14 protein-coding genes are annotated in these 26,058 nt (G+C 43.1%); 12 read left to right on the forward strand and 2 right to left on the reverse strand.

The window, feature by feature from the left end; all coding sequences use genetic code 11:
* Window positions 1-19 precede the first annotated feature (19 nt).
* Window positions 20-1,837 (forward strand): outer membrane assembly protein AsmA, encoded by a 1,818-nt coding sequence (asmA, locus tag AB3G37_RS10235; protein ID WP_369790599.1) that lies wholly within the window; start codon window positions 20-22, stop codon window positions 1,835-1,837.
* Between the two features lie 237 nt (window positions 1,838-2,074).
* Here the strand turns inward: asmA and AB3G37_RS10240 are convergent, their stop codons facing one another.
* On the reverse strand, window positions 2,075-7,006 hold the full coding sequence (locus tag AB3G37_RS10240) for a hypothetical protein (RefSeq protein WP_369790600.1): 4,932 nt from the start codon (window positions 7,004-7,006) through the stop codon (window positions 2,075-2,077).
* 129 nt (window positions 7,007-7,135) lie between these two features.
* Entirely contained in the window at window positions 7,136-8,725 is a 1,590-nt protein-coding gene (locus AB3G37_RS10245; protein WP_369790601.1) for a TerC family protein, read from the reverse strand.
* Between the two features lie 594 nt (window positions 8,726-9,319).
* Here AB3G37_RS10245 and galU point away from each other — a divergent pair.
* The 11 genes from galU to AB3G37_RS10300 all read left to right on the forward strand — a co-directional run bounded on the left by galU (window position 9,320) and on the right by AB3G37_RS10300 (window position 25,870).
* Window positions 9,320-10,207: a UTP--glucose-1-phosphate uridylyltransferase GalU gene (galU, locus tag AB3G37_RS10250; protein ID WP_009636353.1), complete on the forward strand. Its 888-nt coding sequence runs from the start codon at window positions 9,320-9,322 to the stop codon at window positions 10,205-10,207.
* Window positions 10,208-10,660: 453 nt separating this feature from the next.
* Entirely contained in the window at window positions 10,661-12,073 is a 1,413-nt protein-coding gene (locus AB3G37_RS10255) for a mannose-1-phosphate guanylyltransferase/mannose-6-phosphate isomerase (RefSeq protein ID WP_369790602.1), read from the forward strand.
* 14 nt (window positions 12,074-12,087) lie between these two features.
* Window positions 12,088-13,461, forward strand: coding sequence for a phosphomannomutase CpsG (gene cpsG / locus AB3G37_RS10260; protein WP_369790603.1), 1,374 nt, complete (start codon window positions 12,088-12,090; stop codon window positions 13,459-13,461).
* A gap of 2 nt (window positions 13,462-13,463) precedes the next feature.
* On the forward strand, window positions 13,464-14,258 hold the full coding sequence (locus AB3G37_RS10265) for an ABC transporter permease (RefSeq protein ID WP_369790604.1): 795 nt from the start codon (window positions 13,464-13,466) through the stop codon (window positions 14,256-14,258).
* A gap of 2 nt (window positions 14,259-14,260) precedes the next feature.
* Window positions 14,261-15,550 (forward strand): ABC transporter ATP-binding protein, encoded by a 1,290-nt coding sequence (locus tag AB3G37_RS10270; RefSeq protein WP_369790932.1) that lies wholly within the window; start codon window positions 14,261-14,263, stop codon window positions 15,548-15,550.
* A gap of 17 nt (window positions 15,551-15,567) precedes the next feature.
* Entirely contained in the window at window positions 15,568-17,919 is a 2,352-nt protein-coding gene (locus AB3G37_RS10275; protein WP_369790605.1) for a methyltransferase domain-containing protein, read from the forward strand.
* Window positions 17,919-21,635, forward strand: coding sequence for a glycosyltransferase (locus AB3G37_RS10280; RefSeq protein WP_369790606.1), 3,717 nt, complete (start codon window positions 17,919-17,921; stop codon window positions 21,633-21,635). The genes AB3G37_RS10275 and AB3G37_RS10280 overlap by 1 nt, the downstream gene beginning before the upstream one ends.
* 33 nt (window positions 21,636-21,668) lie before the next feature.
* Window positions 21,669-22,709, forward strand: coding sequence for a GDP-mannose 4,6-dehydratase (gene gmd / locus AB3G37_RS10285; RefSeq protein WP_369790607.1), 1,041 nt, complete (start codon window positions 21,669-21,671; stop codon window positions 22,707-22,709).
* Window positions 22,709-23,608: a GDP-mannose 4,6-dehydratase gene (locus tag AB3G37_RS10290; RefSeq protein WP_369790608.1), complete on the forward strand. Its 900-nt coding sequence runs from the start codon at window positions 22,709-22,711 to the stop codon at window positions 23,606-23,608. The genes gmd and AB3G37_RS10290 overlap by 1 nt, the downstream gene beginning before the upstream one ends.
* Window positions 23,608-24,756 carry a glycosyltransferase family 4 protein gene (locus AB3G37_RS10295; RefSeq protein WP_369790609.1) on the forward strand — a complete coding sequence of 383 codons (1,149 nt, stop codon included), beginning with the start codon at window positions 23,608-23,610 and terminating at the stop codon, window positions 24,754-24,756. The genes AB3G37_RS10290 and AB3G37_RS10295 overlap by 1 nt, the downstream gene beginning before the upstream one ends.
* Complete coding sequence (locus AB3G37_RS10300) at window positions 24,749-25,870, forward strand: glycosyltransferase family 4 protein (RefSeq protein ID WP_369790610.1); 1,122 nt, start codon at window positions 24,749-24,751, stop codon at window positions 25,868-25,870. Before AB3G37_RS10295 ends, AB3G37_RS10300 begins: the two co-directional genes overlap by 8 nt.
* The last annotated feature ends 188 nt before the right edge of the window (window positions 25,871-26,058 follow it).

A 26,058-nucleotide genomic window follows, 5' to 3' on the forward strand; every position in this document is an offset into this window, starting at 1 on the left:
CAACATATAAGAGGATGGCATGAAAAGATTAGTGACAACGTTGGTTATTTTACTGGTGGTAATTATTGCCGGTATGACCTCGCTGGTTTTTTTGATTAACCCGAATGATTTCCGTAATTACATGGTCAATCGTGTTGAGCAGAAAAGCGGTTATAAGCTGGCAATTGACGGCGATCTTCGCTGGCATGTCTGGCCTCAGCTAAGCATTTTGGCTGGTCAAACTTCACTGACTGCACCCGGAGCGAAAGAACCGGTGGTGAGCGCCCAGAACATGCGCCTTGATGTTCGCCTTTTGCCTTTGCTCTCGCATCAGCTTTCTGTCAAACAGGTTATGCTCAAAAGCGCGGTCATCCGCCTGACGCCTGACAGCGAAGCCAATGAACCGGATGCGCCGATTGCCCCTGCGGGTTCGGGCAATCAGGATGTCAGCGAGTCAGATAACGGCTGGAAATTTGATATTGGCCACCTTAGCGTGGAAGATAGCCTGCTTATCTGGCAACGTGCGCAAAGCGATCAAATCAACGTCCGTGATATCAATTTGCAGATGGATCAAAGCAGCTCCCGCCAGGCAACTATTCACCTGTCGAGCCGCATTAACCGCGACCAGCGTGACCTGACGCTAAACGTTGATGCCAATCTGAATATGCAAAACTATCCTCGCCAGTTTTCCGCCGATATCAGCAACCTGAGCTATACGCTGACCGGGGCAGATATTCCTTCTAAAGGAATTAGCGGGCAGGGGAGTTTGCAGGCTCGTTATCAGCAAAATACCAATACCATAACGCTGAATAAGCTGTCTTTGTCGGCCAATGATAATCAGCTAACCGGCAGTGGTCAGGCGGTGCTCAGCGATGTGCCTGATTACCAGCTGAACTTGCAGGCCGATAAAATGAATCTCGACGAGATTTCCGGCTGGCAACCTAGCAGTAGCAAAAGCGACGGTACACAGCAACAGGCGCAGGCCGTGATGTCCGCTCCCGTGATTGCTCGCGATATCGATCAGCAGCAGAATGGTCTAAGCGTGCTAAATGGTTTCAACGCTCAGTTGGGCTTGAAGGCGGTCGCCGTCACCTATCGCGGGCTGGCTATTGAGAATCTGGATCTTCAGGCAACTAATCACCTGGGTGAAGTCCAGCTATCAAAACTCACTGGCAATATGGGGCAGGGAACTTTCTCGCTCCCAGGCACCCTGAACTCAACCCATCAGCAGCTAGAGGTCAGTTTCGCTCCCGAGCTGACCAATATCCAGCTAGGCGACTTGTTGCATGCCTACAATCTGCCACAGGCGTTGACCGGAAGCTTCTCTATGCAGGGCAAGCTGGGTGGCAAAGGCTTGTCGCTGGAAGACTTCGACACCCATTGGCAGGGTGATGCGCAAATGTCGATGGCGGATGCGCATATTAATGGCCTGAATATTCAACAACTGGTGCAACAGGCGGTGGCGCGGAGCAGTAATCGCGTGCAGGGTATGGATCGTTATCAGATGTACAGCCAAATTCAGCAGATGCAGGCAAGCGGTAAGCTGCGCAACGGAGAGTTGAGTCTCAATAACCTTAACGCAGAATCGCCGATGATGAATTTCAAGGGCGAGGGCAAGGTCAATTTTGCACAGCAGCAGGCCGATATGAATTTGCTGGTGCGCGTCACTGGCGGCTGGCAGGGTGATAACCCGCTGATAGCCACGTTGCAAAAAACGGACATCCCACTGCGCGTATTTGGACCTTGGAAACAGCTTAATTATGAGCTAAATGCGGATCAGGTGTTGCGCCAGCAGCTGCAGCAAAGCGCCCGCAGCGCGCTTCAGAACTGGATCGACAGTCGAACCCATAACAAGTAAACAACTTGTTTACTCATCGACCTATCTCCCGCGGTAGAAAGAAAAACCCTTTCTGCGGCGGGATCAGTCGGTATTAAGATTCTTTTACGAAGCCTATACCGAATCGTTTTCTTGGATAAAATTCCCGTTTTACCCTTCGCAGCGTCATCTCATAAATCTACAATCTGATCTTTGGGAGCTTCAGCAGATTCAGAGGCCACCAGAGAGTGAGTTGACTTATCCTCCACGGGAAAGAGTTTATGTAGATAAGGGGTCAAATTCAGGGTATTCAGTTGTACCATATTTTTTTAGTACATCTTTAATGACCAACAAATGTTCCTCTTTCAGGATGTATTCTGTAGATAAAGGGTCTAGAGAAAGATTATCGCGTCTGGAGGGGTCTCCGTATTTTTTAATGTAACCGATGATACTTAAGCCATTAACCCTAATTGCTCTTTCACCCATATAGTGAATCGTTTCTCTTGAGAGAGTGCCCTCTTTACCCTCTGCGGTATCATTTAGCAGATTTATATTTAGCTGGAAGGTTGGTGGTGTACCTGTGGCGGGTGAAGAGGGAGACGTGGTCTCGGAAGGGCTCGCTAATTCCTCTGTATTAAGTTCGGGTGAAACAGCATCACCATCCGACATATCGTGCGGGTTTGCAAATGAAAAATCAATTCTGAAGGAATTAACAGGATTAACATTCTCAGGTGATGCTGAGTTAGTGGAGCGGGAAGTGTTAGATTCAACTTGATCAGATTGAAAATATTCTTTAGCAGAGTTGCCGGCCGCATTTCCTGCTAAACCGACGTTTGCATTGGTAGCACCTCCGCCAAAATGTTTAGCTGCATTTGCAGCAGGTTTTGTAACATTTTTTAAACCACGTTTCATGGCTTTGGCTGCACCTTGTCCTACTATATTGCCAATGCCTTCGAATGCAAGACCAACCCCTGCATCAATATAGGCATCACGGGCTTCGCTGCTTCTGTCTGCGGTTGTCGCCTTATATAGGCTGGGTACTGTAGAGGTAACGACTGTCGAGGCTAAGCTGGTTAAGGCATGTCCGAAAACGCGTACCGCGACCCCTGCGGTCCCGGCCAACGCAATCCCGCCCACAGACAATATTACAACGCTGATGAACGCTCCGGCTCGAGCTGCAATCTTGATATAAACATCTTTTCTCATCTCGCTTGGCGTCTTAACAAGATAATTCGCGTCGTCGCGAGCCATATCAGCATTGGTGTTAAAGATATCTTCGGTGAAATCATGGGAATCATGTGTGGCAATGGCGGGCTGCCATGCAGGGCCTAAGACGCTGTCAGTTCTAAATGTCGTATGCACGTAGCGGCCATTGGAAATTAACTCACTAATTATGCTGGAGCCATTAAGAGAAATACCATCTTTCATTCGCCGACAGAAGGTTTCAGCCGCGAGCTTAGAGGCAAATTCAATAGTGGGCTGACCGGGTTGAGTTTTTCCCTCAAAGACTCTCCCATCTGTTAATGAAATATAAAGAACCTTGCCATTAAGGCCTTTAATGCAAACCATATTAGCTACTTTATGGCCCCTAAAGGTTACCGTTTGAACCTTCCCTCTTTCAATATCGTAGAAATAAGCATGACGGTCTTGAATCTTATCATCGCCCTGCAAATTGAGGTTTTTAGCAATTATCTGGTTTATACGCCACAGGGAAAATCTCTTATGCTGGCCTTTTACATCTTCTCTATTAAGGTATTCATCAAGCTGTTTGAGATATTGAGCTTCTAAATCCATTGCTTTTATTTCGTCCAGAAATGAGTCTGAACTGCCAGATATCGAAAATTCCATATCTTCGGTACCGAGGGCACCATAGTCCCGCCGACCATATTCTCCTAGCATATATTCCTCAAGAGTAATGCTATTACCTGTTTCCATCATTGCGGGTTTGAAATTCCCGGTCAGGGCATTCGTTGGGTAAGTCCACACGACGTACCATACCCATCCTCCATTTGAAAGTTCTCGATGTTTGATGGATATCCTGGTTTTCAATGTGACATCACGATATTTGGCAGGATTTTTTCTTTTTTGAGCGTCCAATAGTTCCTGACATTTTCTTTTCATCCAGTCACGTGGTGCCAAAACATCATTGTTAGACTGAGAGCGAGAATCGTGAAATTCAACCGGAAGTTGATCATACTCAGTCGGATTGTATGGGCCTCTACCTACTTTCTTTTGCGAACCCTCCCAATAAGGGGCGCTTCTCTTAACGCGTAGCGTTTGCTCCTGCGCTGGGGCATCCTGCGACATTTGCTCATTAAGAAGGGGCGTGCTCAGTTGCTCTTTTCGTTTCTGTTGCAGAGCAAGGGATTCAGCAAGCTGCTGGGAATATTTGGCTTCTAACTCTTTGATTATTTTTTTGGCCTCAAGCTCATCTTGTTCATCTAACCACCCTTGCTCCTGCGTCGGGGCATCCTGCGACATTTGCTCATTCTGCAGAGTCATGAGCTGATGTTCGGCTCTTCTCTGCTGCAGTATCTGGAATAGGCTTGAAGAGGTGGATACCGCGCCTCTAGCGCTTTCAACGGACCCGGCGATAGCGAAGTTCATTGGCAGATTTGAGGCAACATTTTTAAGAAAAGCTTGAGGACGAGTGGCTGCACCATAGATCGCAATCGAAGCCGTTATCGGCAACAACAATATACCAGGCAATAGGGTTAATATGCTTAATAACACGTTAACAGCCTGCCGTTCTTGCATTTTGTAATGTTGATAATAAGGAAACTGCTGGCCTGGAAGGGTGGCTTTTTTAACGCCTTCTGCTCCTTTGTAGTAACCATAAATTTGATGTGCTTTTAGCACATTCCCAACCCGCAACAGGCTACGGTTTGGGTCGGTAAGGTTCTCAGCGGCTGACAGTATATCTGCGACCACCTCACTGCCAGTGGCCGCTGACAAACCCAAACTCACCAGGCTGAAAACGGCTTTTTGGGTGGCTTTACTAATGATCGCATCCTTTATCGTGCTGGTTGCAGCCATCAGTTCATCCACTGTGGGTGGCAGCCGCTGTGTACCGTTATTAATGTTACTGAGTTCCTGCGCCATCCCCGCCACCAGGAGAGCATTATAGGGATCTCTTTTTCTGTGCAGTGCCAGCCTGTATGGATCACTCAACGCGGAATGCAGATACTGGACAATTGCCTTTTCATTGTCGGGATCACCCCCGCTCAAGTCTTTTGCCAGGCTGGTTAAATTTCGTGCCAAAACCTTTTCATGTCGATTGTAGCCAAACTTGCTCCCAAACATGGGTGATGGAACAAGGCGAATCTCAGTTAAAAGTTTATTGATACGCACATTCATATTAATAGCTTCTTGTGCGATTTTTTCTGCTCCACTAAAAGTATTTCCGCCCGTTATGCGTAAATTTTTCAAGATAGAGTTCTGAAATTGTTTCACTGAAGCCTGGAAGGATTCTGCCATTAAGTTTGTGTTAGCAATATAAAGGTTGCTTGCCTTGGTATCCGAGAATTCGCTGGCAGTGTTATTGAATTGCATATTCCCTTTGTCAGTAAGTTGACTGTAGACATAAGGCAAAGCTTTCATGAGTTCGGCAATAATTTCTAAAAACTCTTTTTCCACTGTTTCTAATTTATCATCACGACGTAAGCGTGCGCTATTTTTGTTCAGTGAGGTATCTAATAAGGCCTTAAGAACCAGTGGCGTTCTGTCCTGTTGTCTGATTTCAGGCAATTGTGTCTGCCTTTTGCTCGTGAACTGCGGTGATAGCATGTCTGGAATTCTTTTATTATCCCGAGTTATCACTCGCCCAAGCTTCTCGGCAACTGCCTGCAAAGGCTTGCAGAAAAATTGCACCTGTTCAGCCGCGTTATCTAAGGGGATCCTTAAAGTGCTGAGGCGCGTTATTTCTGCCTCAGTTAAACTGCTATGCACATTTAATTGCTTATCTAAAGAGTTCATCAAGGAAGCGTTACTTTCTTTGATTTTGTTATTGATAGTCGGCGGTAGGGATTGAACCGCATTCGAAATGCTTGTCCACTTTTTGCTAATGTAGTTATTCAGGGTGCTGTCATGATAAATTACCGGCGTTTTTTTAACGGCATTTAGTATTTTCCTTGCTTTGCCGGGCTGTGAAGGCTTAATAATTTCAAGTGCCGCTTTAAGACTGGATTCACCCTGTTTCAATGCCGACATCAGACTCTTTGAGCTTGAATTTAATTCAGCACTGCCGTGATTTTTAACTGTCTTCCTCATGTGACGCGACTGATCAATGGCATGCTCAAGGTTGTCAGTCGTAACTATTAGTGAAGTCGACCGCGTTTCACGAAACTGTTCAACCGATTTTTGAGTGAGGATGGCTAGACTTTTTTTTAGTTGCGGATCGCTGTTCGCGGCGTCTTGTAATTTAATTGCCATCAAATCAATGAACTTATTATTCACCTCACCATTGATTTCACTGGTATTTGCAGAGGTGTTGGCCAGGAAATTTTCAATCTCTTTGAATTCAAGGTCATTAAATAACGAGAGTGAACCCGAAATTCCTAGCAGATCTATAACGTTACCTCCTAAAACCTTGAGCACGTCATTTTCCTGAGTGCTTAGCAGCGTACTGTCTTCTGCAGGGTGCTTTACGCCACTTATCGGCAGGGCCATCATGGTTTCTGCAAGGGCTTTACCCATCGATTTGATGGTCGCTGCCATCTTGCCACGCATGTAGCCCGATTTAGATTGGTCAAAACTCCCTTTCCATTCTTTATCAAAGCTTTGTATCAATTCATTGATTGACTGCTGAGCTTGACTGACTTCTTGAAATACGTCAGGCGGGACTCTTAAAATATTACCTGCGAGCGCGCCATCCTGAATAAACGTCTCAAAGGATTCCAACTGAACCGCGTTCATTTTGACCCAATCATTGCTTAGGGACATAGGCTCATAAAGTGTTGGGTTACTCTTTTTTTGGTCATATTCATCCAAAATTGCTAATCGTTCTTCAATTTGTTGTTTCACTTTCTGGGTAAGATTTCCGTCTATATCGATTACACTTTTAGCCCTGCCTGGTATGCCAGATAAGGGCTGGTCAGAACCTGACGGGTCGCCAGCACTTAATAATAGGGCATTGTGACTTTTGTGAGATAAAACAGGTCGTTTTGCTTTAACCTGTTCTTCTGCTTTTGAATCGGTGTCATTGATGGGCATAGTAGATTTAACCTCCGCTAAGAATGGTTAAACTATAGGTTTTAATAGTCAGTTATATGTATGGGGAACCTTTCCGCCGCAATGAGTGGAACAAGTAATTGAAAGATCGTGCAATTTTGATGCGTCTTTTTAGACTTCGTAGTCTTCTTCAATGACTCCCTTAATCGGCGTGATCTTCACTTTCAATATACGATGGCTATTAACCTCGAGGGGTTCGAAGAGATAGTTATCGATATGCAACTGAGTGCCTTCCTGCGGAATATTTTGTGCATACTCCATCAACAGACCGGCAATAGTGTGGTATTCGCGTTTTTCGTCGACGAGCAGAGGCAGATACATCACCAGATCGTCGAGCGGCATATAACCATTGGCAATCCAGCTGCCGTCTTCTAATTGAACAATGTCATGACGAGCATCGAGAGTGGCCGAGGACTCAGGCATGCTTCCGGCGATCGTTTCCATCACGTCAGTCAATGTGACGATGCCCTCCACTGAACCGAACTCATCAACCACAAACGCAAAGTGCGTTTTTGCCTGCTTGAACTGCTCGAGTGCGGCCAGCAGGGAAAGTTGTTCAGGGAAAATAAGCGGCTGTTTGATAACGGCTTTTATATCCATCGAGTTATGCAATAGCTGTTGCTTGAGCAAATCGACAACGTGAACGACGCCAAGCGGCGCGTCGGTAGAGCTGTCTTCGGTGACCAGCATGCGGGTGTGCTGATTGTGTGCAATCTGTTGCAACAGCGCTTCGGGCGGGTCGTTAAGTTCGACATTGTCCACGTCATGGCGCGAAGTCATTACGCTGCTCACCGAGCGCTGCGCCAATCCCAGCACCCGTTCAATCATATGGCGTTCCTGCTGGTTGAAAATCGCGTCTTCTTCTGGATTGATATCGGCAACCATATTTGAAGAGTGAGCATCCAGTTCGGCGTCGTCATGCTTGCCGCGCAGCACTCGCAACACAGTTTCGGCAGTTCGCTCGCGCAGTGAACGGCGGGAGGAGAGAAAGCGCCGACGGTTAAACTGTGCCAGCTGATTCAGCATTTCTATCATCACCGAGAAACCAATCGCCGCGTAGAGGTAGCCTTTAGGGATGTTATAGCCAAACCCGTCTGCCACCAGACTGAAGCCAATCATCAGCAAGAAACTTAAACACAGAATAACGATGGTAGGGTGGTCGTTAACAAATCGCGTGAGCGGGCGGCTGGCAAGCAGCATCAGGCCGATGGCAATACACACGGCGGCCATCATCACGGCAAGGTGATCGACCATGCCCACTGCGGTGATCACCGAGTCGAGAGAAAATACCGCATCCAGCACGACAATCTGCGCGACAACCGGCCAGAAGCGTGCGCGGCTTCCCTGTTGGCTGTCTTCTTCATCTTTGCCTTCAAGTCTTTCGTTAAGTTCAGTTGTCGCCTTGAACAGCAAAAATACTCCCCCTGCCAGCATAATCAGATCGCGTGCGCTGAAAGAGTGACTGAAAACGGTGAGCAAAGGCCGGGTGAGAGACGAGAGCCAGGAAATAGCAGCCAGTAATAATAATCTCATTACTAAAGCAAATAACAGCCCGGTAACACGGGCGCGGTCACGCTGATGCCGGGGAAGCTTGTCGGCAAGAATAGCGATAAAAATCAGATTATCGATACCCAGTACAATCTCGAGAACCACCAGGGTAGCCAGCCCGGCCCAAATCGACGGATCGGCGAACCATTCCATATTGCTTTCATACCTTTGTGCAAGCGGAGGAGTCCGCACCATGAATAATGGTTGTTGGGGCGGGAAATTTCAAATTTAAAATCAGAGAGCTAGGTAATTCACGCTGATTGCCTGAATTTTCAGAAAAGTGCTCTAAATACGGCTTGATACGAATTCATTTACGCTTTGTGGCTGACAAAAATCTCTGTTGTTGACTTTTTCGACAATTCGTTGATTTGCTCGACATACCCAGAACCCGTGTGGCCCGGCAATACGTTTTTTATTGTTTTATATTAAAAAAAGTCAATTTACGGGTAACAATCTTATTTTTTTATGATTGACTTAAGGTCATACTGAACTCGTGATTTGTGGCTTCCGTTTGCACGGCTTAGACGTAAGCTACTGAAAGATTCACGGTATAAAGACAACATCTTATACAGATTTGGGATTGTTGAATGAGCCTGCAAAAGCATGGCGAGAGTCTATACTTTGCTTAAGTGATTTTTAAAGCTAATAGCTATTGCTTAAGTATCTTCAGTGGGTAGAGCGGTAGATAAATTCTGTAAAACCGCTGGCTGAATTTTAATCTTATGGTGTTGAGGAGTATCTCTTACAATGTTAAAAGCTGTTATCCCTGTTGCCGGTTTAGGCACACGTATGTTGCCTGCGACAAAGGCCATTCCGAAAGAAATGCTGCCAATTGTTGATAAGCCTCTGATTCAGTACATCGTTAATGAATGCGCTGCCGCTGGCATCAAAGAAATCATTCTGGTCACTCACTCGTCCAAAAATGCAATTGAAAACCATTTTGACACCTCTTTCGAGCTTGAAAGCATGCTTGAGTCGCGCGTTAAGCGCCAGCTGCTGGAAGAGATCCAGTCTATCTGCCCGAAAGGCGTAACCATCATGAACGTGCGTCAGGGCCAGTCTAAAGGCCTCGGGCATGCTGTGCTTTGCGCGCGTCCGCTGATTGGCGATGCGCCTTTTGCCGTTATTTTGCCAGACGTTCTGATGGACGAAGTTTCTTGCGACCTGCGCAGAGACAACCTCGCTGCTATGGTTAAGCGTTTTGAAGAAACGGGTAACAGCCAGGTAATGGTTGAAGAAGTACCAGAAGAAGACGTTTCTAAATATGGCGTGGTTGACTGCAACGGTGTTGAAGGTGAACCTGGCAAAAGCATTCCAATGAAAGCTATCGTTGAGAAGCCGGACCGCAAAGACGCGCCATCAAATTTGGCGGTTGTTGGCCGTTATGTGTTTAACGAAGACATCTGGCCTCTGCTGGCAGTAACCCCTTATGGTGCGGGTAACGAAATTCAGCTGACTGATGCAATTGCATTGCTGATGAAGAAAGAAACCGTTGAAGCCTTTACCATGACCGGCCGTTCGCACGACTGCGGCGACAAATTGGGTTATATGAAAGCTTTCGTAGAATATAGCCTGCGTCATAATGCTTCAGGCGCTCAATTTAAAGAATGGCTGAAAACACTGAAGATTGATTGATTTTTACTTTTAAAATTGATTAAAAAAAAAGCACCGTTGATCGGTGCTTTTTGTGTTTTTAACAACCTTAAGTTATCAATAGAGATCATTGGAATTATTTTTCTGATGTTTATTTTATGAAATAGCTTAATTATTATTCATTCAAAGTTGAAAATATTGGCAATATCAACTTACGAGAATAATCTGGAAGAAATATATTTTTGTTCATGCCAGCATTTTGCGCACTCGATTAGAACTTTTTACTAACAATAGCTATACTGGGCGGCAAATAGTTCCTGATTAATACCGCAGGGCACGCAACCCTCAAATAAAGCTTAATGACCCTTAAAACGAACAGTACTTTGGTTGCTACAAGCCAAGGGCGGTAGCATTCATCAAGGTCAAGCGACTCAATGCTAACTAATTGTTCTAATTAAAAAACTGTTGCAAAGTAAGATATCTTAAGGAAAGAAAATGTTACTCCCAGTGATCATGGCAGGTGGTACCGGCAGTCGTCTTTGGCCAATGTCCAGAGAGCTTTATCCTAAGCAGTTTTTAAGGTTGCACAGCAAAAATTCTATGCTGCAAGAGACTGTACTTCGTTTGGACGATCTTGAAGTACGCGAGCCAGTTGTGATCTGCAATGACGAGCATCGTTTTCTGGTAGCAGAACAATTAAGACAGATCAAAAAACTGTCTAATAACATTATTCTTGAACCTGTTGGACGCAATACTGCTCCTGCTATAGCTCTCGCGGCGCTGAACGCGATAAAAGATGGTGATGACCCGGTCATGCTGGTACTAGCTGCCGATCACGTCATTAATGATGTTGAAAAGTTTCACGAAGTTGTTGAAAAGGCGATTCCATTTGCCAGTAAAAACAGTCTGGTAACCTTTGGTATTGTGCCTACCGGCCCTGAAACCGGATACGGTTATATTCAACGTGGCGAAAGCATTGGAGAACTTGATGAAGGCTATCAGGTTAAATGCTTTGTTGAAAAGCCTGACAGCGCTACTGCTGAAACCTATATCGCTTCCGGTGAATATTACTGGAACAGCGGCATGTTTATGTTCCGCGCCAAGAAATACCTCGAAGAGTTAGAGAAATTCCGTCCAGATATCTATGAAGCCTGCAAAAAATCACTGCATGATCTGCCAGATGGCATGGACTTCATCACCGTAGATAAAGAAGCGTTTTCACTTTGTCCTGATGATTCAGTCGACTATGCCGTGATGGAAAAAACCCGTAACGCGATGGTTGTGCCATTGGATGCAGGCTGGAGTGATGTTGGTTCCTGGTCAGCCTTGTGGGAAGTTAACGAAAAAGATGAGCAGAACAATGCGCTCACGGGCGACGTATTCCTGCACAACACCCATGATTGTTATATTAATACCGATGAGAAAATGGTTGCGGCCGTTGGTGTGGAAAATCTGGTAATTGTAAATACTAAAGATGCGCTTCTGGTTGTTGATAAATCAAAAGTTCAAGATGTTAAGAAAGTTGTGGAATATCTTAAAACTAATCTGAGAAGCGAATATAAGCATCATCGCGATATTTACCGCCCTTGGGGTAAAAGCGATTTAGTGGTTGCCGAGAATCGTTTCAATGTAAATCGCGTAACGGTTAATCCTGGCGGTAAATTATCCACTCAGATGCATCATCACCGCGCAGAACACTGGATTATTCTGGCCGGTACCGCACAGGTCACTATCAGTGACAAGACTTTCCTGTTGACGGAAAATCAGTCAACGTTTATTCCGATTGGGTCAGTTCATACTCTGGAAAACCCAGGCAAAATCCCATTGGAAATTCTTGAAGTTCGCTCTGGTTCTTACCTTGGCAACGATGACGTTATTCGCATTAAAGATCACTACGGTCGTAATTAATTCTTGAGGTTTACATGACTACGTTAACTTGTTTCAAAGCTTATGATATCCGTGGAAAACTGGGCAAAGAGTTAAATACAGATATCGCTTACCGTATTGGTCGTGCATTTGGTGAATACCTCAAGCCGAAAAAAGTTGTTTTAGGTGGTGATGTCCGCTTAACCAGCGAAGAGCTGAAATTGGCGCTTGCCAATGGCCTTATGGATGCCGGAACCGACGTTTATGATATCGGTGTCAGTGGTACTGAAGAAGTTTATTTTTCCACCTTCCATTTAGATATGGACGGCGGTATTGAAGTTACTGCAAGTCATAATCCAATGGATTATAACGGCATGAAACTGGTGCGTAAGAATTCCCAGCCTATCAGCGGTGATACCGGGCTGCTTGATATTAAGCGATTGGCCGAGCAAAACGAATTTGCTGCAGTAGATTCCTCCAAACGCGGTACTTATCAGAAAATCGATATTCTTGAACAATATGTTGATCACCTTCTGGGTTATATTAATCCTTCAGCGCTTAAACCTCTGAAGTTGGTGATCAACTCAGGAAATGGCGCAGCAGGACACGTTATCGATGAGATTGAACGCCGCTTCAAAAAAGATAATGTCCCAGTGACATTTATCAAAGTTCATAATCAGCCCGATGGTAATTTCCCTAACGGTATTCCTAATCCACTGCTGCCAGAATGTCGCGCCGATACCGCTGACGCAGTAAAAGCGCATAATGCAGATATGGGTATCGCTTTTGATGGTGACTTCGACCGCTGCTTCTTCTTTGATGCGCAGGGCGAATTCATCGAGGGTTATTATATTGTCGGCTTATTGGGACAGGCATTCCTCGAAAAGAATCCTGGCCAAAAAATAATTCACGACCCGCGCCTGACCTGGAATACGCAGGATATTGTGAGCCAGTCTGGCGGCGTGGCGATTATGTCGAAAACGGGCCACGCGTTTATTAAAGAACGCATGCGCAGTGAAGACGCCGTGTATGGCGGCGAGATGAGCGCCCACCACTATTTCCGTGATTTCGCCTACTGCGACAGTGGCATGATCCCGTGGTTGCTGGTGGCCGAACTGGTTTCGGTGAAAGGTAACTCGCTGAGCAGCATGGTGAAAGATCGCATGGCGGCATTCCCTGCATCTGGAGAAATCAACCGCAAGGTAGAAGATGCCAAGCTGGTTATCCAAAGAATTCGCGATACTTACGAATCCGACGCACTGAATGTCGATTTCACCGATGGCCTCAGCCTCGAGTTTGCTGATTGGCGCTTCAACCTGAGAAGCTCCAATACCGAGCCTGTTATCCGATTGAACGTTGAATCAAAAGGGAATACTGAGCTGATGAATCAGAAAACAGCAGAGATATTAGCGTTAATGGGCGGGGAGTAATTTTGAAAGATACACTTCAAGCAATTTATAGGTATCGAGATTTTATTACTGGCAGTGTAAAACGGGACTTTCAGTCCCGTTATCAGGCAAGTTTTCTTGGAGCGGCCTGGTTGATTTTGCAACCTGTAGCAATGATTCTTGTTTATACCTTGATATTTTCTCAAGTCATGAGAGCACGTCTTCCTGAGGTATCAGGCTCGTTTTCATACAGTATCTATTTATGCTCAGGATTACTAACGTGGGGACTATTCGCAGAAACGTTAAGTAATTTACAGAATGTTTTCTTATCCAACGCCAATTTATTGAAGAAAATAAGTTTTCCGAAAATCTGCTTGCCTATTATCGCATCGCTATCTTCGTTTATTAATTTCTTAATTATTTTTGCATTGTTTACTATTTTCTTGATAGCAAGTGGTAACTTTCCCGGGATTTATTTTCTGGCATTATTTCCGGTAGTTATTATTCAAATGCTCTTTGCTATTGGCCTGGGTGTTATATTAGGCGTTATGAACGTGTTTGTGCGTGACGTGGGGCAATTCGTTGGCATTTTACTTCAATTTTGGTTCTGGTTTACGCCAATCGTCTATATTGCCAACACACTGCCAGCATGGGTTAGAGGTGCAATATCTTATAATCCGCTGACCAACATTATTGAGTCTTATCAAAGTATATTTGTATACCATAAATGGCCTAATTGGGAATCATTGTTGCCAATCACAATTATTTCCATCTTGCTGTGCATTTTTGCATTTTCTATGTTTAGAAAACATGCCGCTGATATTGTGGATGAAATATAATGATAAGTATATCGGTTAAGAACGTTGGTAAAGCTTACAAGCAGTACTCTTCTAAATGGGGACGTATTGCCGAAAAATTAATCCCAGGAAAAGCAAGCTTGCATAAAAAGAAATGGGTATTAAAAGACATTTCCTTTGAAATAGAAGCTGGTGACTCGATTGGTATCGTGGGCGTTAATGGAGCAGGAAAAAGTACCTTACTCAAATTATTGACAGGTACGACTATTCCTACCACCGGTGAGATTCATATCAACGGTAAAGTAGCTGCTTTATTAGAACTTGGTATGGGGTTCCACCCTGACTTTACCGGTAGACAAAATGTCTTCATGTCAGGCCTTCTGATGGGGCATAAAAGGCATGATATTGAACAATTAGTTCGTGAAATTGAAGACTTTGCAGAGATCGGTGATTATATTGATCAGCCTGTGAGAGTTTATTCAAGTGGCATGCAAATGAGGCTAGCTTTTGCCGTTGCTACAGCTTCGCGCCCTGATATTTTGATTGTCGATGAAGCATTGTCGGTTGGTGATGTTAAATTTCAGGCTAAGTGTTTTGAACGTATTTCGAATTTCAGGAAAGCGGGTACGACATTATTGCTGGTATCACACAGTGCGAGTGATATCGTCAAGCACTGTAACCACGCTATTTTCCTGAAAGATGGCAATATTGAAAGTATTGGCTCTTCCCGCGATGTGACTAACCGCTACCTGGATGAATTATTCGGTAAGAAAAGGTCCAAAGTAGAAGCTGAAGATGTCTCGAATGACAAAGGCTCACTTGCAGACATCATCAATACTGAAAGTGAAGACGTATACGCAACACGCCCTGGATATCGTAAAGAAGAGCATAGATGGGGTCAGGGTGGCGCCAAAATCATTGATTTTGAAGTTAAATCTGAGGGCGTCAGTTATCCTTCCATAATTGAAAGCAAGGCTTCGACAGATTTCTATATGAAAGTTCTGTTCGAAAAGGATTATGAAAGTGTAGTACCTGGATTTCTCATCAAAAGTCTAGAAGGGTTGTTCCTTTATGGAACAAACGCATTCCTGGCATCTGAGGGGCGCGAAAGCATTTCTGTAAGTGCTGGTGAGATTAAAGTATTCAAATTTTCGTTCCCAGTAAATTTAAACGTAGGCAATTATCTGGTTTCTTTCGGCATCTCGTCTGGAAAACCTCCGGCAGATGTTGAACCGCTAGATAGAAGATACGATTCTGTAATTTTAAATATTTCTCGAACCATGGAGTTCTGGGGAATAGTTGATTTTAAATCTAAATTTGAAGTTATAAAGTAGTGAATGCTGGGAGTAATATGAAAAACAAAATTAAAGAACTGGTTGACTTGTTACCTGAAGTTTATCAGACGATATATGGACATCCTGATTTATCGCAAGTCGTTTCAAGAGAATGCTTTGATCGACTCACTGAGATCAATATTGTTTATTCCGCTCTTGAAGATAAGCTTGGTAGGCCACTACGCGTTCTAGATTTAGGTTGTGCCCAAGGATTCTTCTGCCTAAGCTTGGCCGAGAGAGGAGCCACAGTATTGGGTATCGATTTCCTGGAAGCAAATATCAATCTGTGTAATGCGCTTGCAGAAGAGAATTCTCATTTAAACGTTAAATTCTCCCAGGGAAGAATCGAAGAAGTTATTACACAACTGGAAAACGATGAATATGATCTCGTTACCGGATTAAGTGTATTCCATCATATTGTTCACCAGAATGGTCTAGAAACGGTCAAAGAATGGATCGGCCACATGGCCGAGAAAGTCGCTGTAATGATATTTGAGTTGGCTATTAATAGCGAACCTCTGTATTGGGCTGCATCTCTTCCTGATAAGACTAAAGATCTAATTTCCAAATGTGCCTTCGTACATGAACTTGGCTTATATCCAACACATCTTTCTGAAATTGAAAGGCCACTGTATGTTGCCAGTAATTATTACTGGATATTTGGAGATAAGTTAGAGCGTTTTAGCTCTTCGAAATCAGAACCTCATGCTTTCGCAGATAACGTACACAAAGGCACTCGCAAATATTTTTTCAGTGATGACTATGTTGTTAAGCTTTTTGATACAAGCACTGAACTTAAAGACAGAAATTCTAAAGAGTTAAAGAGAGAAATTGAGTTTTTATCTTCACCTCCACAAGGTTTTAATACGCCAAAGTTAATTACTCATGGTCATACTCAAAATGAATCATGGTTAGTTATGGAATTGCTTCCTGGCGATCTTTTGCTGGACGCGATTAATAATGATCATTCTTATAACTCTGAAAAGGTATTATTATCTATTCTTGAGCAGCTGATTGTTCTTGAGGAAAATCAGCTTTATCATGACGATATCAGAACGTGGAATATCCTGCTTCAGGAAAATGACGTAGCCAGAATCATTGATTACGGTTCTATAACCAATGAGAAAAAAGACTGTCTCTGGCCGTACAATATCTATCTTTCATTTTTGATATTACTGTCTGAAGTTGTTAGTAAAATTCAAAACGACGTTAATCCGTTACGTAATGTTTCAATCAGTACTTTCAATCTTCCGAGCCCCTATAATCTTTATCTGCGCGCTTTGTGGGATGTTCCCGCTGAAGAATGGTCTTTCAAGAAAATCTACGACTGTATTTCTAATCACGACCTCAGCTACGGTCAATTAGAAGCTAGTTCAATGACCAGCGTATGGATGAACGCCATCGAAGAAGGCTTACAGTCCAGCATTGACTACGCAAAATATATTTATAACGAAAGCCAAGTTGTTAAATCTGAACTGCAGCTGTTAGAGCATTCACAACAGGCAGCAGATTTACAGCTACTGACTCAAGCTACTGAACAAGAAGATTTGGAAAAAGTCGCTTTATTGGCCAAGTTAGAGCATTTTGAACAAGTTCAGCACTCATTCAAGGCACAGCAGACGCATCAGCTGGAGCAATATCAACAGCTTCAGCAGGTTAGCGAACAGCAGCAGCTTCAAATTCAACAGCTTGAACAGTATCAACAACAATTTCAGATTGAGCGCTATGAACAGCTTGAGCAGCTCGAGCAGATGGAACTGAACAACCCTATTGCAGATGCAGAAAAAAATGAAAGGTTGCACCATTTAGAACAGCTAAAACAAATGGTTGAACTTGATCGTTTTGAACGACTGACCAAAGATCGAATCCAGAAAATTGAGGATTCTATTGAAATGGAATTAGTTCTGACTAAAGAAAAGCTGCATCAGGCCGAAATACAGCTACAGCATACTCATGCCCATATTGGTGAAATACATCGAAGCACTTCCTGGCGTGTTTCTTCACCAATCAGGATTGCCAAAAGGCTGATTACAGGCCAGCAACCTGGCGGCTTGAAAAATTCAGCAATAACACTGATAAAGAGAGTCGTTCGTAAAACAGCTAAAACGGGTATTAACTATGTGGGAAGAAAACCGAAGCTGAAAAACTTTGCTATTTCTACCGCCCACAAATTGGGTGTTTATAATAAGCTTGTTTCTTTTTATCACAGATATAAAAGAATTAGCCCAGTCATTACACCTGGTACTACACCCATGCCTGATAGCAGCAATTATCAAGAGCATAATTTGAAGATGTCGTCTCGTACTAGTAAAGTTTATTCATTTTTATTAAAAAAAGAAAATGATAAGAAGAATAAGAGGAATGATTGATGCGGATTGCCATTGATATGCAGGCGTTACAAGCGTCTAACTCCAGGCGAGGGATTGGACGTTATACTTTAGGGCTTGTAAAAAAAATGCTGGAAATAAACCAGGAGCATGAAGTTATTTTCGTGCTCAATGGATTGTTTGTAGATGGCATTGAATATATTAGAAAGGAATTTTCTGGGTTAATTTCTTCAGATAATATTTATGTTTGGCATGCAGTAAGCCCTGTTAATTTCCACGATGTTTCTAACGATGGGCGCAGAAATGCCGCCCAAAAAATTCGCGAAGATTTTATCAACAGGTTAGAACCTGATCTTCTTCTGGTGACCTCTCTTTTTGAGGGATTGGGAGATGATGCAGTTTTGAGTATCGGAGACTATAAAACTTCTATACCAACTGCTGTAATCTTATACGATCTCATTCCTCTTATTCATAAGAAGATTTATCTTGATAATGAGCTTGTATCTCGATGGTACTTAAATAAAATTGATAATTTGAAGAGGGCCGATCTTCTTTTATCAATTTCTGAATCATCTGGCAAAGAAGCAGAAAAATATCTTTCGTTCCCTGCGGATAAGGTAGTTAACATATCGACTGCTTGCGAAGAAATTTTCCATAAACAGTCTTTTGAAGAGTCTGAACTGGAAATTCTTCGTAATAAGTTGGGCATCGACGGCTCATTTATCATGTATACCGGCGGAATCGATCACCGCAAAAATATTGAAGGACTGATCAAGGCATACGCCAAGCTTGATGAAAGTTTAAAATCAAAATATCAATTAGCCATTGTTTGCTCAATCCAAGACAGTGAACGTGAAAGATTAACAAGCTTTATTAAAAGCTTAAAAATAAATAAAAGTAGTATTATTTTCACTAATTACGTCTCTGATGACGATCTTGTTAAGCTATACAACAGCTGCGAATTATTTGTTTTCCCTTCCTGGCATGAAGGTTTTGGTTTGCCGGTTCTAGAAGCCATGAAATGTGGTAAAGCGGTGATTGGCGGAGAATTATCGAGTATTCCAGAAGTTATTGGTCTCGACTCTGCTTTATTTAACCCTTTTGATATTGATAATATTACCCAAAAAATAACTCAAGTATTAACGGATAAGCATTTCAAGTCCACACTTGAGGAGCATGCACTGGTGCAGGCGGAAAATTTCTCGTGGGAACTTTCCGCGACCCATGCCTGGAATGCTCTGAATGAACTACAAAGCAAAAAGCTTCAAAAGTCCGTTGTATTGAGTAAATCTCGTCCAAGTCTGGCCTTCGTATCACCACTGCCTCCAGAAAGAAGCGGAATAAGTGATTACAGTGCAGAATTGCTGACCGAGCTGAGCACTCATTATGATATTGATGTTATTGTTAATCAGCCCCACTCAGTGAGTGATGCTTACGTCAAAAGTAACTTTGCCATCAAAGATATTTCATGGCTAAGGGCCCACGCCAATAGTTACGATCGCGTGCTTTACCACTTTGGTAATTCCGATTTTCATTCCCACATGTTTGATCTATTAGAAGACATACCTGGTGTTGTGGTTTTACACGACTTTTATCTCTCGGGTATTGTCGCCCATATGGATGTTATCACTCATGAGAAACCAGGGTTGTGGGATCAAGAGCTGCTAAAATCGATAGGTTGGAAGGGATTAAAAGAGAGATATACAGCTAGCGATACTGGCGATGTCGTTTTCGCTTATCCGTGCAATCTTTCGGTTCTACAAAATGCATTAGGTATTATTGCTCATTCGGATTATTCGAAGAAACTGGCCGCTTTTTATTATGGCGATCAGTCCCTCAAATCATGGTCAACGATCCCATTATTAAAGACCCCAGTCTTTGATATTAAAAAAGCAGACATTCGTAAAAAACTGCGGATGGAAAAGGACAGCTTTATCGTTAGCAGTTTTGGGTTATTAGGCAAAACGAAACTTAATGATAGACTGTTATCAGCATGGCTCGCATCACCGTTAGCGAATAAATCAGATTGTTTCCTGGTATTTGTAGGACAAAATGAAAGCGGTGTTTATGGTAATAATTTGCAGCAGGTTATAAACAAAGCTAGCTGCAAGAATAAAGTTAAAATTACCGGATGGGCTTCTGCAGAAGATTATAAATCCTGGCTTTCTGCATCTGATGTTGGTGTTCAGTTGCGCACTTCTTCTCGTGGAGAAACGTCAGCTGCCGTGCTCGATTGCATGAACTACGGACTTGCAACAATTGTTAATGCCAATGGGTCAATGGCAGATCTTGATGAGAATAGCGTGTGGAAATTAGAAGATAATTTCACTGAAGAAGATTTGGTCGGGGCATTAACAGAGCTTTACGAAAACCATGAAAAAAGGACTCGTCTGCAAGAGTCTGCTCGTTATCAGATACATAAGTATCACAACCCAAGACACTGCGCAGAAGAGTATTACAACACTATTGAAGAGTTATACGCTAAACCTTCAAACAAATATCATGAGCTAATTGATCACGTAGTGAATGACGATCGTTACGATGTGAGCAATCAATATGTTGAGTTCGCAACAGCTATTTCAAATAACTTTGAGCCGTTACCTCATAAGAAACAGCTGCTATTGGATATTTCAGAATTGGTACAGCGAGATGCCCGAAGCGGTATTCAGCGGGTGGTGCGTTCAATCTTGAATGAGTTGCTTACCAATCCGCCAGCAGGATGGAATGTTGAGCCGGTATATGCGACAAGCTCTGAACCTGGCTATTTTTATGCTCGTGAGTTTACCTCTAAATTCTTTGATATTCCTCACTATCAGGCGGTCGATACTCCTATCGAAAGTTGGCGTGGCGATTTATTTTTTGGGTTGGATTTACAGCCAAATGTTGTTGCTTACCAAAAAGACTATTTGCTCAGCCTGAAAGCAAAAGGGGTGAAAGTTAAATTTGCAGTTTATGACATTCTGCCTGTCACCATGTCTAATATGTTCTTTAACGGTGCCAAGGAAACTTATACCCACTGGCTAAATTGCATTACACAATTCGATGGAGCTGTTGCGATTTCGGATACTGTGGCTTCAGAGTTGAGAACATGGATCAGTGAAAACAAGCCATCTATTATCAACTCATACAGCACCGGCTTTTTCCATCTCGGCGCGGATCTGGCAAGTTCAGTCCCTACTTCGGGCAGACACGATGATCACGATGCGACAATTGATAACATTTCGAGTCGCCAATCGTTCCTAATGGTCAGCACAATTGAGCCTAGAAAATGTCATGCGCAAGTTCTTGATGCATTTGAATTACTCTGGAAACAAGGTGTCGATGTTAATTTAGTCATTGTGGGTAAAAAAGGGTGGATGGTAGATGCATTAATATCTCGCCTGGCAGATCATAATGAATTAGGTAAACGTTTGATCTGGCTCGAGGGAATCAGTGATGAGTATCTTGAGACTGTATATTCATCGGTGGATTGTCTGATTCTAGCCAGCCTGGGTGAAGGTTTTGGTCTACCGCTTATTGAAGCAGCGCATTATAATTTGCCAATCATAGCCCGTGATATTCCTGTATTTCGTGAGGTAGCAGGGGATCATGCCTATTACTTTAAAGGGAACACCGGCTTTGAACTTGCAGAGTCTTTAAACAAATGGTTGCTACTTGACCAAAACTCGGAAGTGCCTAGTTCCAGAGGAATTAATTCCAAAACATGGGCTGAAAGTACACAACAACTTATTAATGTACTTTTGATTGATAATCAATAAACTATAACATTTGTAAACTAGATGGATTTCAAGATGACTAATAAAGTAGCGATTATTACTGGTGTTACCGGACAAGATGGCGCGTATTTGGCTGAACTTCTGCTTGAAAAAGGCTATACCGTTTACGGTACTTACCGTCGTACCAGCTCTGTAAACTTCTGGCGTATTGAAGAGTTGGGAATTAAAGGTAATCCTAATCTGCATTTGACCGAATATGACCTGACCGATTTATCGGCCAGCATTCGTTTGCTGCAAAATACCGGTGCTACCGAGGTGTATAACCTTGCAGCGCAGAGCTTTGTAGGTGTGTCATTTGAACAGCCAATCACCACTGCCGAAATCACCGGCCTTGGCGCGGTAAACCTGTTGGAAGCTATTCGCATCGTTAATCCGAAAGTGCGTTTCTATCAGGCTTCTACTTCTGAGATGTTTGGTCAGGTGCAGGCAATTCCTCAGAAAGAAGATACTCCTTTCTATCCTCGCAGCCCGTATGGTGTGGCTAAGCTTTACGCTCACTGGATGACCATCAACTATCGCGAAAGCTACAACATTTTTGCTTCCAGCGGCATTCTGTTCAACCATGAATCACCACTGCGCGGTCAAGAGTTTGTAACTCGTAAAATTACTGACTCAGTAGCAAAAATCCATCTTGGCAAACTAGACGTGCTGGAATTAGGTAACATGGATGCCAAGCGCGACTGGGGCTTCGCTAAAGAATATGTTGAAGGCATGTGGCGTATGCTGCAAGCCGATGCGCCTGATACTTTCGTGCTGGCTACCAACCGTACGGAAACCGTTCGCGACTTCGTCTCAATGGCATTTAAAGCAGTGGGTATTGATCTGCGCTTTGAAGGTAAAGACGAAAACGAAGTGGGTATCGATACTGCGACCAATAAAACGCTGGTTAAAGTTAATCCTAAGTTCTATCGCCCTGCAGAAGTTGAGCTGCTGATTGGCGACCCAGCTAAAGCTAAAGAAGTTCTGGGTTGGGAACCGAAAACCACTCTTGAGCAGCTGTGCAAGATGATGGTTGAAGAAGATCTGCGTCGTAATAAACAAGGTTTCTCCTTCTAATGACTACAAATGGCAAAATAGCTTTAATCACTGGGATTAAGGGATTTACAGGCCATTTCATGGCAGCCGAGCTATCGGCTGCCGGATACCAGGTCTTCGGACTTGGTACGCAGCCATCCCAATCATTAGTCAATTATGAAACGGTAGATCTCACCAATTCTGAAGCGACTAAGTCCACCATTGAAAAAATCAAACCTGATGTTGTTGTGCACCTGGCTGCAATAGCGTTTGTAGGCCATGCCGATATTAATGCGTTTTATAATGTTAATGTCTGTGGAACGCGAAACCTGCTTCAGGCACTTGTTGAATGTTCTCATCAGCCAGAGGCCGTGCTTATTGCCAGCAGTGCTAACGTCTATGGCAATGCTGCAGAAGGGCGGTTGAGCGAAGATACAGAACTTAATCCAGCCAATGATTATGCAGTGAGCAAAATCGCTATGGAATACGTTGCGAAAATGTATTCTGACAAGCTGCCGATTATTATTACTCGACCTTTCAATTATACCGGTGAAGGGCAGGCGACTAATTTCCTGATCCCTAAAATAGTAGATCATTTTAAAAGACGGTCACCGACTATTGAGTTAGGTAATATCGACGTATGGCGTGATTTCTCTGATGTTCGTTACGTTACTGCCGTTTATCATGCCCTGATAAAGTCTCAGGCATTTGGTGGAACATTTAACGTTGCTTCTGGTGAAATGTATTCTCTACGAGATGTCATTATTCTTTGTGAAAAAATTACCGGCCACAAAATTGACGTGCAGGTAAATCCTCAATTTGTCAGAAAGAATGAAATTAAAGAATTATGCGGTGATACTCATCGTTTGCAGTCAATGTGTAAAGTTTTACCTGAAAAGATTAAACTTGAAGAGACTTTGCTCTGGATGCTTAATAACTAATGTTGAAAATAATCCTTTCCACTGACTGCGTAAAGTTCCCTTTAACCGGTATTGGGCGCTATGCATTCGAGCTGGCAAAACAGCTTGAAAGCAGTGAGTGTGTTGAATTGTCATACCTTAATGGCTTATCAATCACTAAAAAATTACCTGTCGCAAGTGAAATAGGTGAAATAGGACAAGGATTGAAGAGACGATTAAAGAAAAGTCGTCTAGTAGGGGAGGTGTACAGAATTACTTACCCCTATGCAAAATCATATGTATTAAGTAAACAGGAAGAGCATATTTTCCACAGTCCCAATTATTATATTCCACCCAATATCGGTAAGAGTGTAGCAACGTTTCACGATCTTTCAGTATTTCATTGGCCGGAGTTTCACCCTGCTGGCAGGGTGCATTTATTGCAGAAAGAATTAAAAAAGACTGTTGCTCGAGCTAACGTATTGATTACTGATTCTGAATATACTAAAAAAGAATTAATTGAATACTTTGATATCGATTTAAATAATGTGGTTGTTGCTCCTTTGGCCAGCAGTGGATTTTTCGCTCCAAGACTGGAGTCTGCAGTACAACCGGTGTTATCTAAATACCAGCTTGGTTATAAACAATTCTTTTTATATACCGGAACTATTGAGCCGCGTAAAAATATTCTGACTTTATTGCAGGCTTACGATCGCCTTGACCTGATAACAAAAACCAATTTTCCTTTGGTGATTAGCGGTTATAAAGGCTGGGAGAACGAAGAGCTTTTCAGGCTTTTCAAGAAGGGTAACGACGAGGGATGGTTAAAATATCTCGGCTACACGGCCTCTGAAGATTTACCTCTGCTCTATTCTGCTGCTAAAGGCTTTTTGTTCCCATCAATTTATGAAGGGTTTGGATTGCCGGTGCTTGAAGCAATGGCCTCAGGTATTCCTGTTATTTGTTCCAATGCAAGTTCGTTACCTGAAGTCGTTGGTCATGCGGCTTTAATGCACGAACCCTATGATGTTCAGGGCTACGCTGAATCTATTAATCTCATTATTCAAGACTTCAATGTTGAGCAACGCATGATATCAGCAGGTATTGAACGGGCTAAAGCATTCTCATGGGAACACTGTGCCGAAAAAACCATTCAAGCCTACACTCAGGTATCAGAAATTTATGATTAAAGTTCTACATTGCTACAAAACCTATTACCCAGATTCTTTTGGTGGCATTGAACAGGTTATTTACCAGCTTTCTGAAGGGGGAGCTCAACGCGGAACTTCTTCAACGGTATTTACTCTTACCAGTAATGAGATTGGAATTAATCCGACATCCATTGAAAATCATTCTAGCTATCGGGTTAAAACTCAAATCGAAGTGGCTTCAACTCCATTCTCCCTCAAAGCTTTTGGTGAATTTAAAAAGCTTGCTGCAGATGCAGATATTATTCACTACCATTTCCCCTATCCGTTTATGGATTTATTGCATTATGGTGCAGGGATCAATAAGCCTACTGTAGTGAGTTATCACTCTGATATTGTCAAACAGAAGTTTTTGTTAAATCTTTATACTCCATTAATGAATAAATTCTTAGGGGATGTTGACTGTATTGTTGCAGCTTCACCTAATTATGTTGAAAGCAGCAGCGTGCTGCAAAAGTTTAAAGATAAAGTTTATGTTATTCCTTACGGTTTGGATAAGAAATTTTATAATAACGCATCTGCCGAAATAAAAGAAAAATGGCGTCAGAGGTTCCCAAGCGGTTTTTTCCTGTTTGTTGGAACTTTCCGCTATTATAAAGGGCTGCATACGCTCATCGAAGCGGCAAAGAATTCTGATTATCCCATCGTCCTTATCGGCAGCGGACCAATCGAGAGTCAATTAAAAGACCAGGCCAAAAAATATGGTGTGGATAATATTCATTTCCTGGGCGCATTACAGGATGAAGATAAAACCGCACTGCTTGAGCTTTCAACCTGTCTGGTATTTCCGTCACACCTGCGTTCTGAGGCTTTCGGTATCTCGCTTATCGAGGCTTCTCTGTATTCCAAGCCTGCAATCTCTTGCGAAATTGGCACTGGAACGACTTATATTAACATTGACGAAGTCACCGGGTTGGTTGTACCGCCTGAAGACCCGCTCGCCTTGAGGCTTGCAATGGACAGAATATGGTCGAATCCCGAGCAGACGTGTCAATTTGGTATTGCAGCCAATGAGCGGTTTGAACAATTATTCACCGCAGAGAAAATGGTGGAGCAATATACTAAGATTTATGAAAAGTTGATTTCTAAAGCATGATGCCCCCTGTTTAGGTGAAGTGATTGACTTTTATGTACTTCCTGGAAGTTTTGAATCTACTGAATGTGATATTAGAGGATGATTAATTAGGTTAATAAATTGTTGTTTAATCGTTTCATCGCTCTTTTTGACCTGCAATTTTCTCGTGTTACCGGTAAAGTAATGAGTGCTCGGCATAGTGATTGAGG

This window comes from Rouxiella sp. WC2420, from assembly GCF_041200025.1.
Classification (GTDB): domain Bacteria; phylum Pseudomonadota; class Gammaproteobacteria; order Enterobacterales; family Enterobacteriaceae; genus Rouxiella.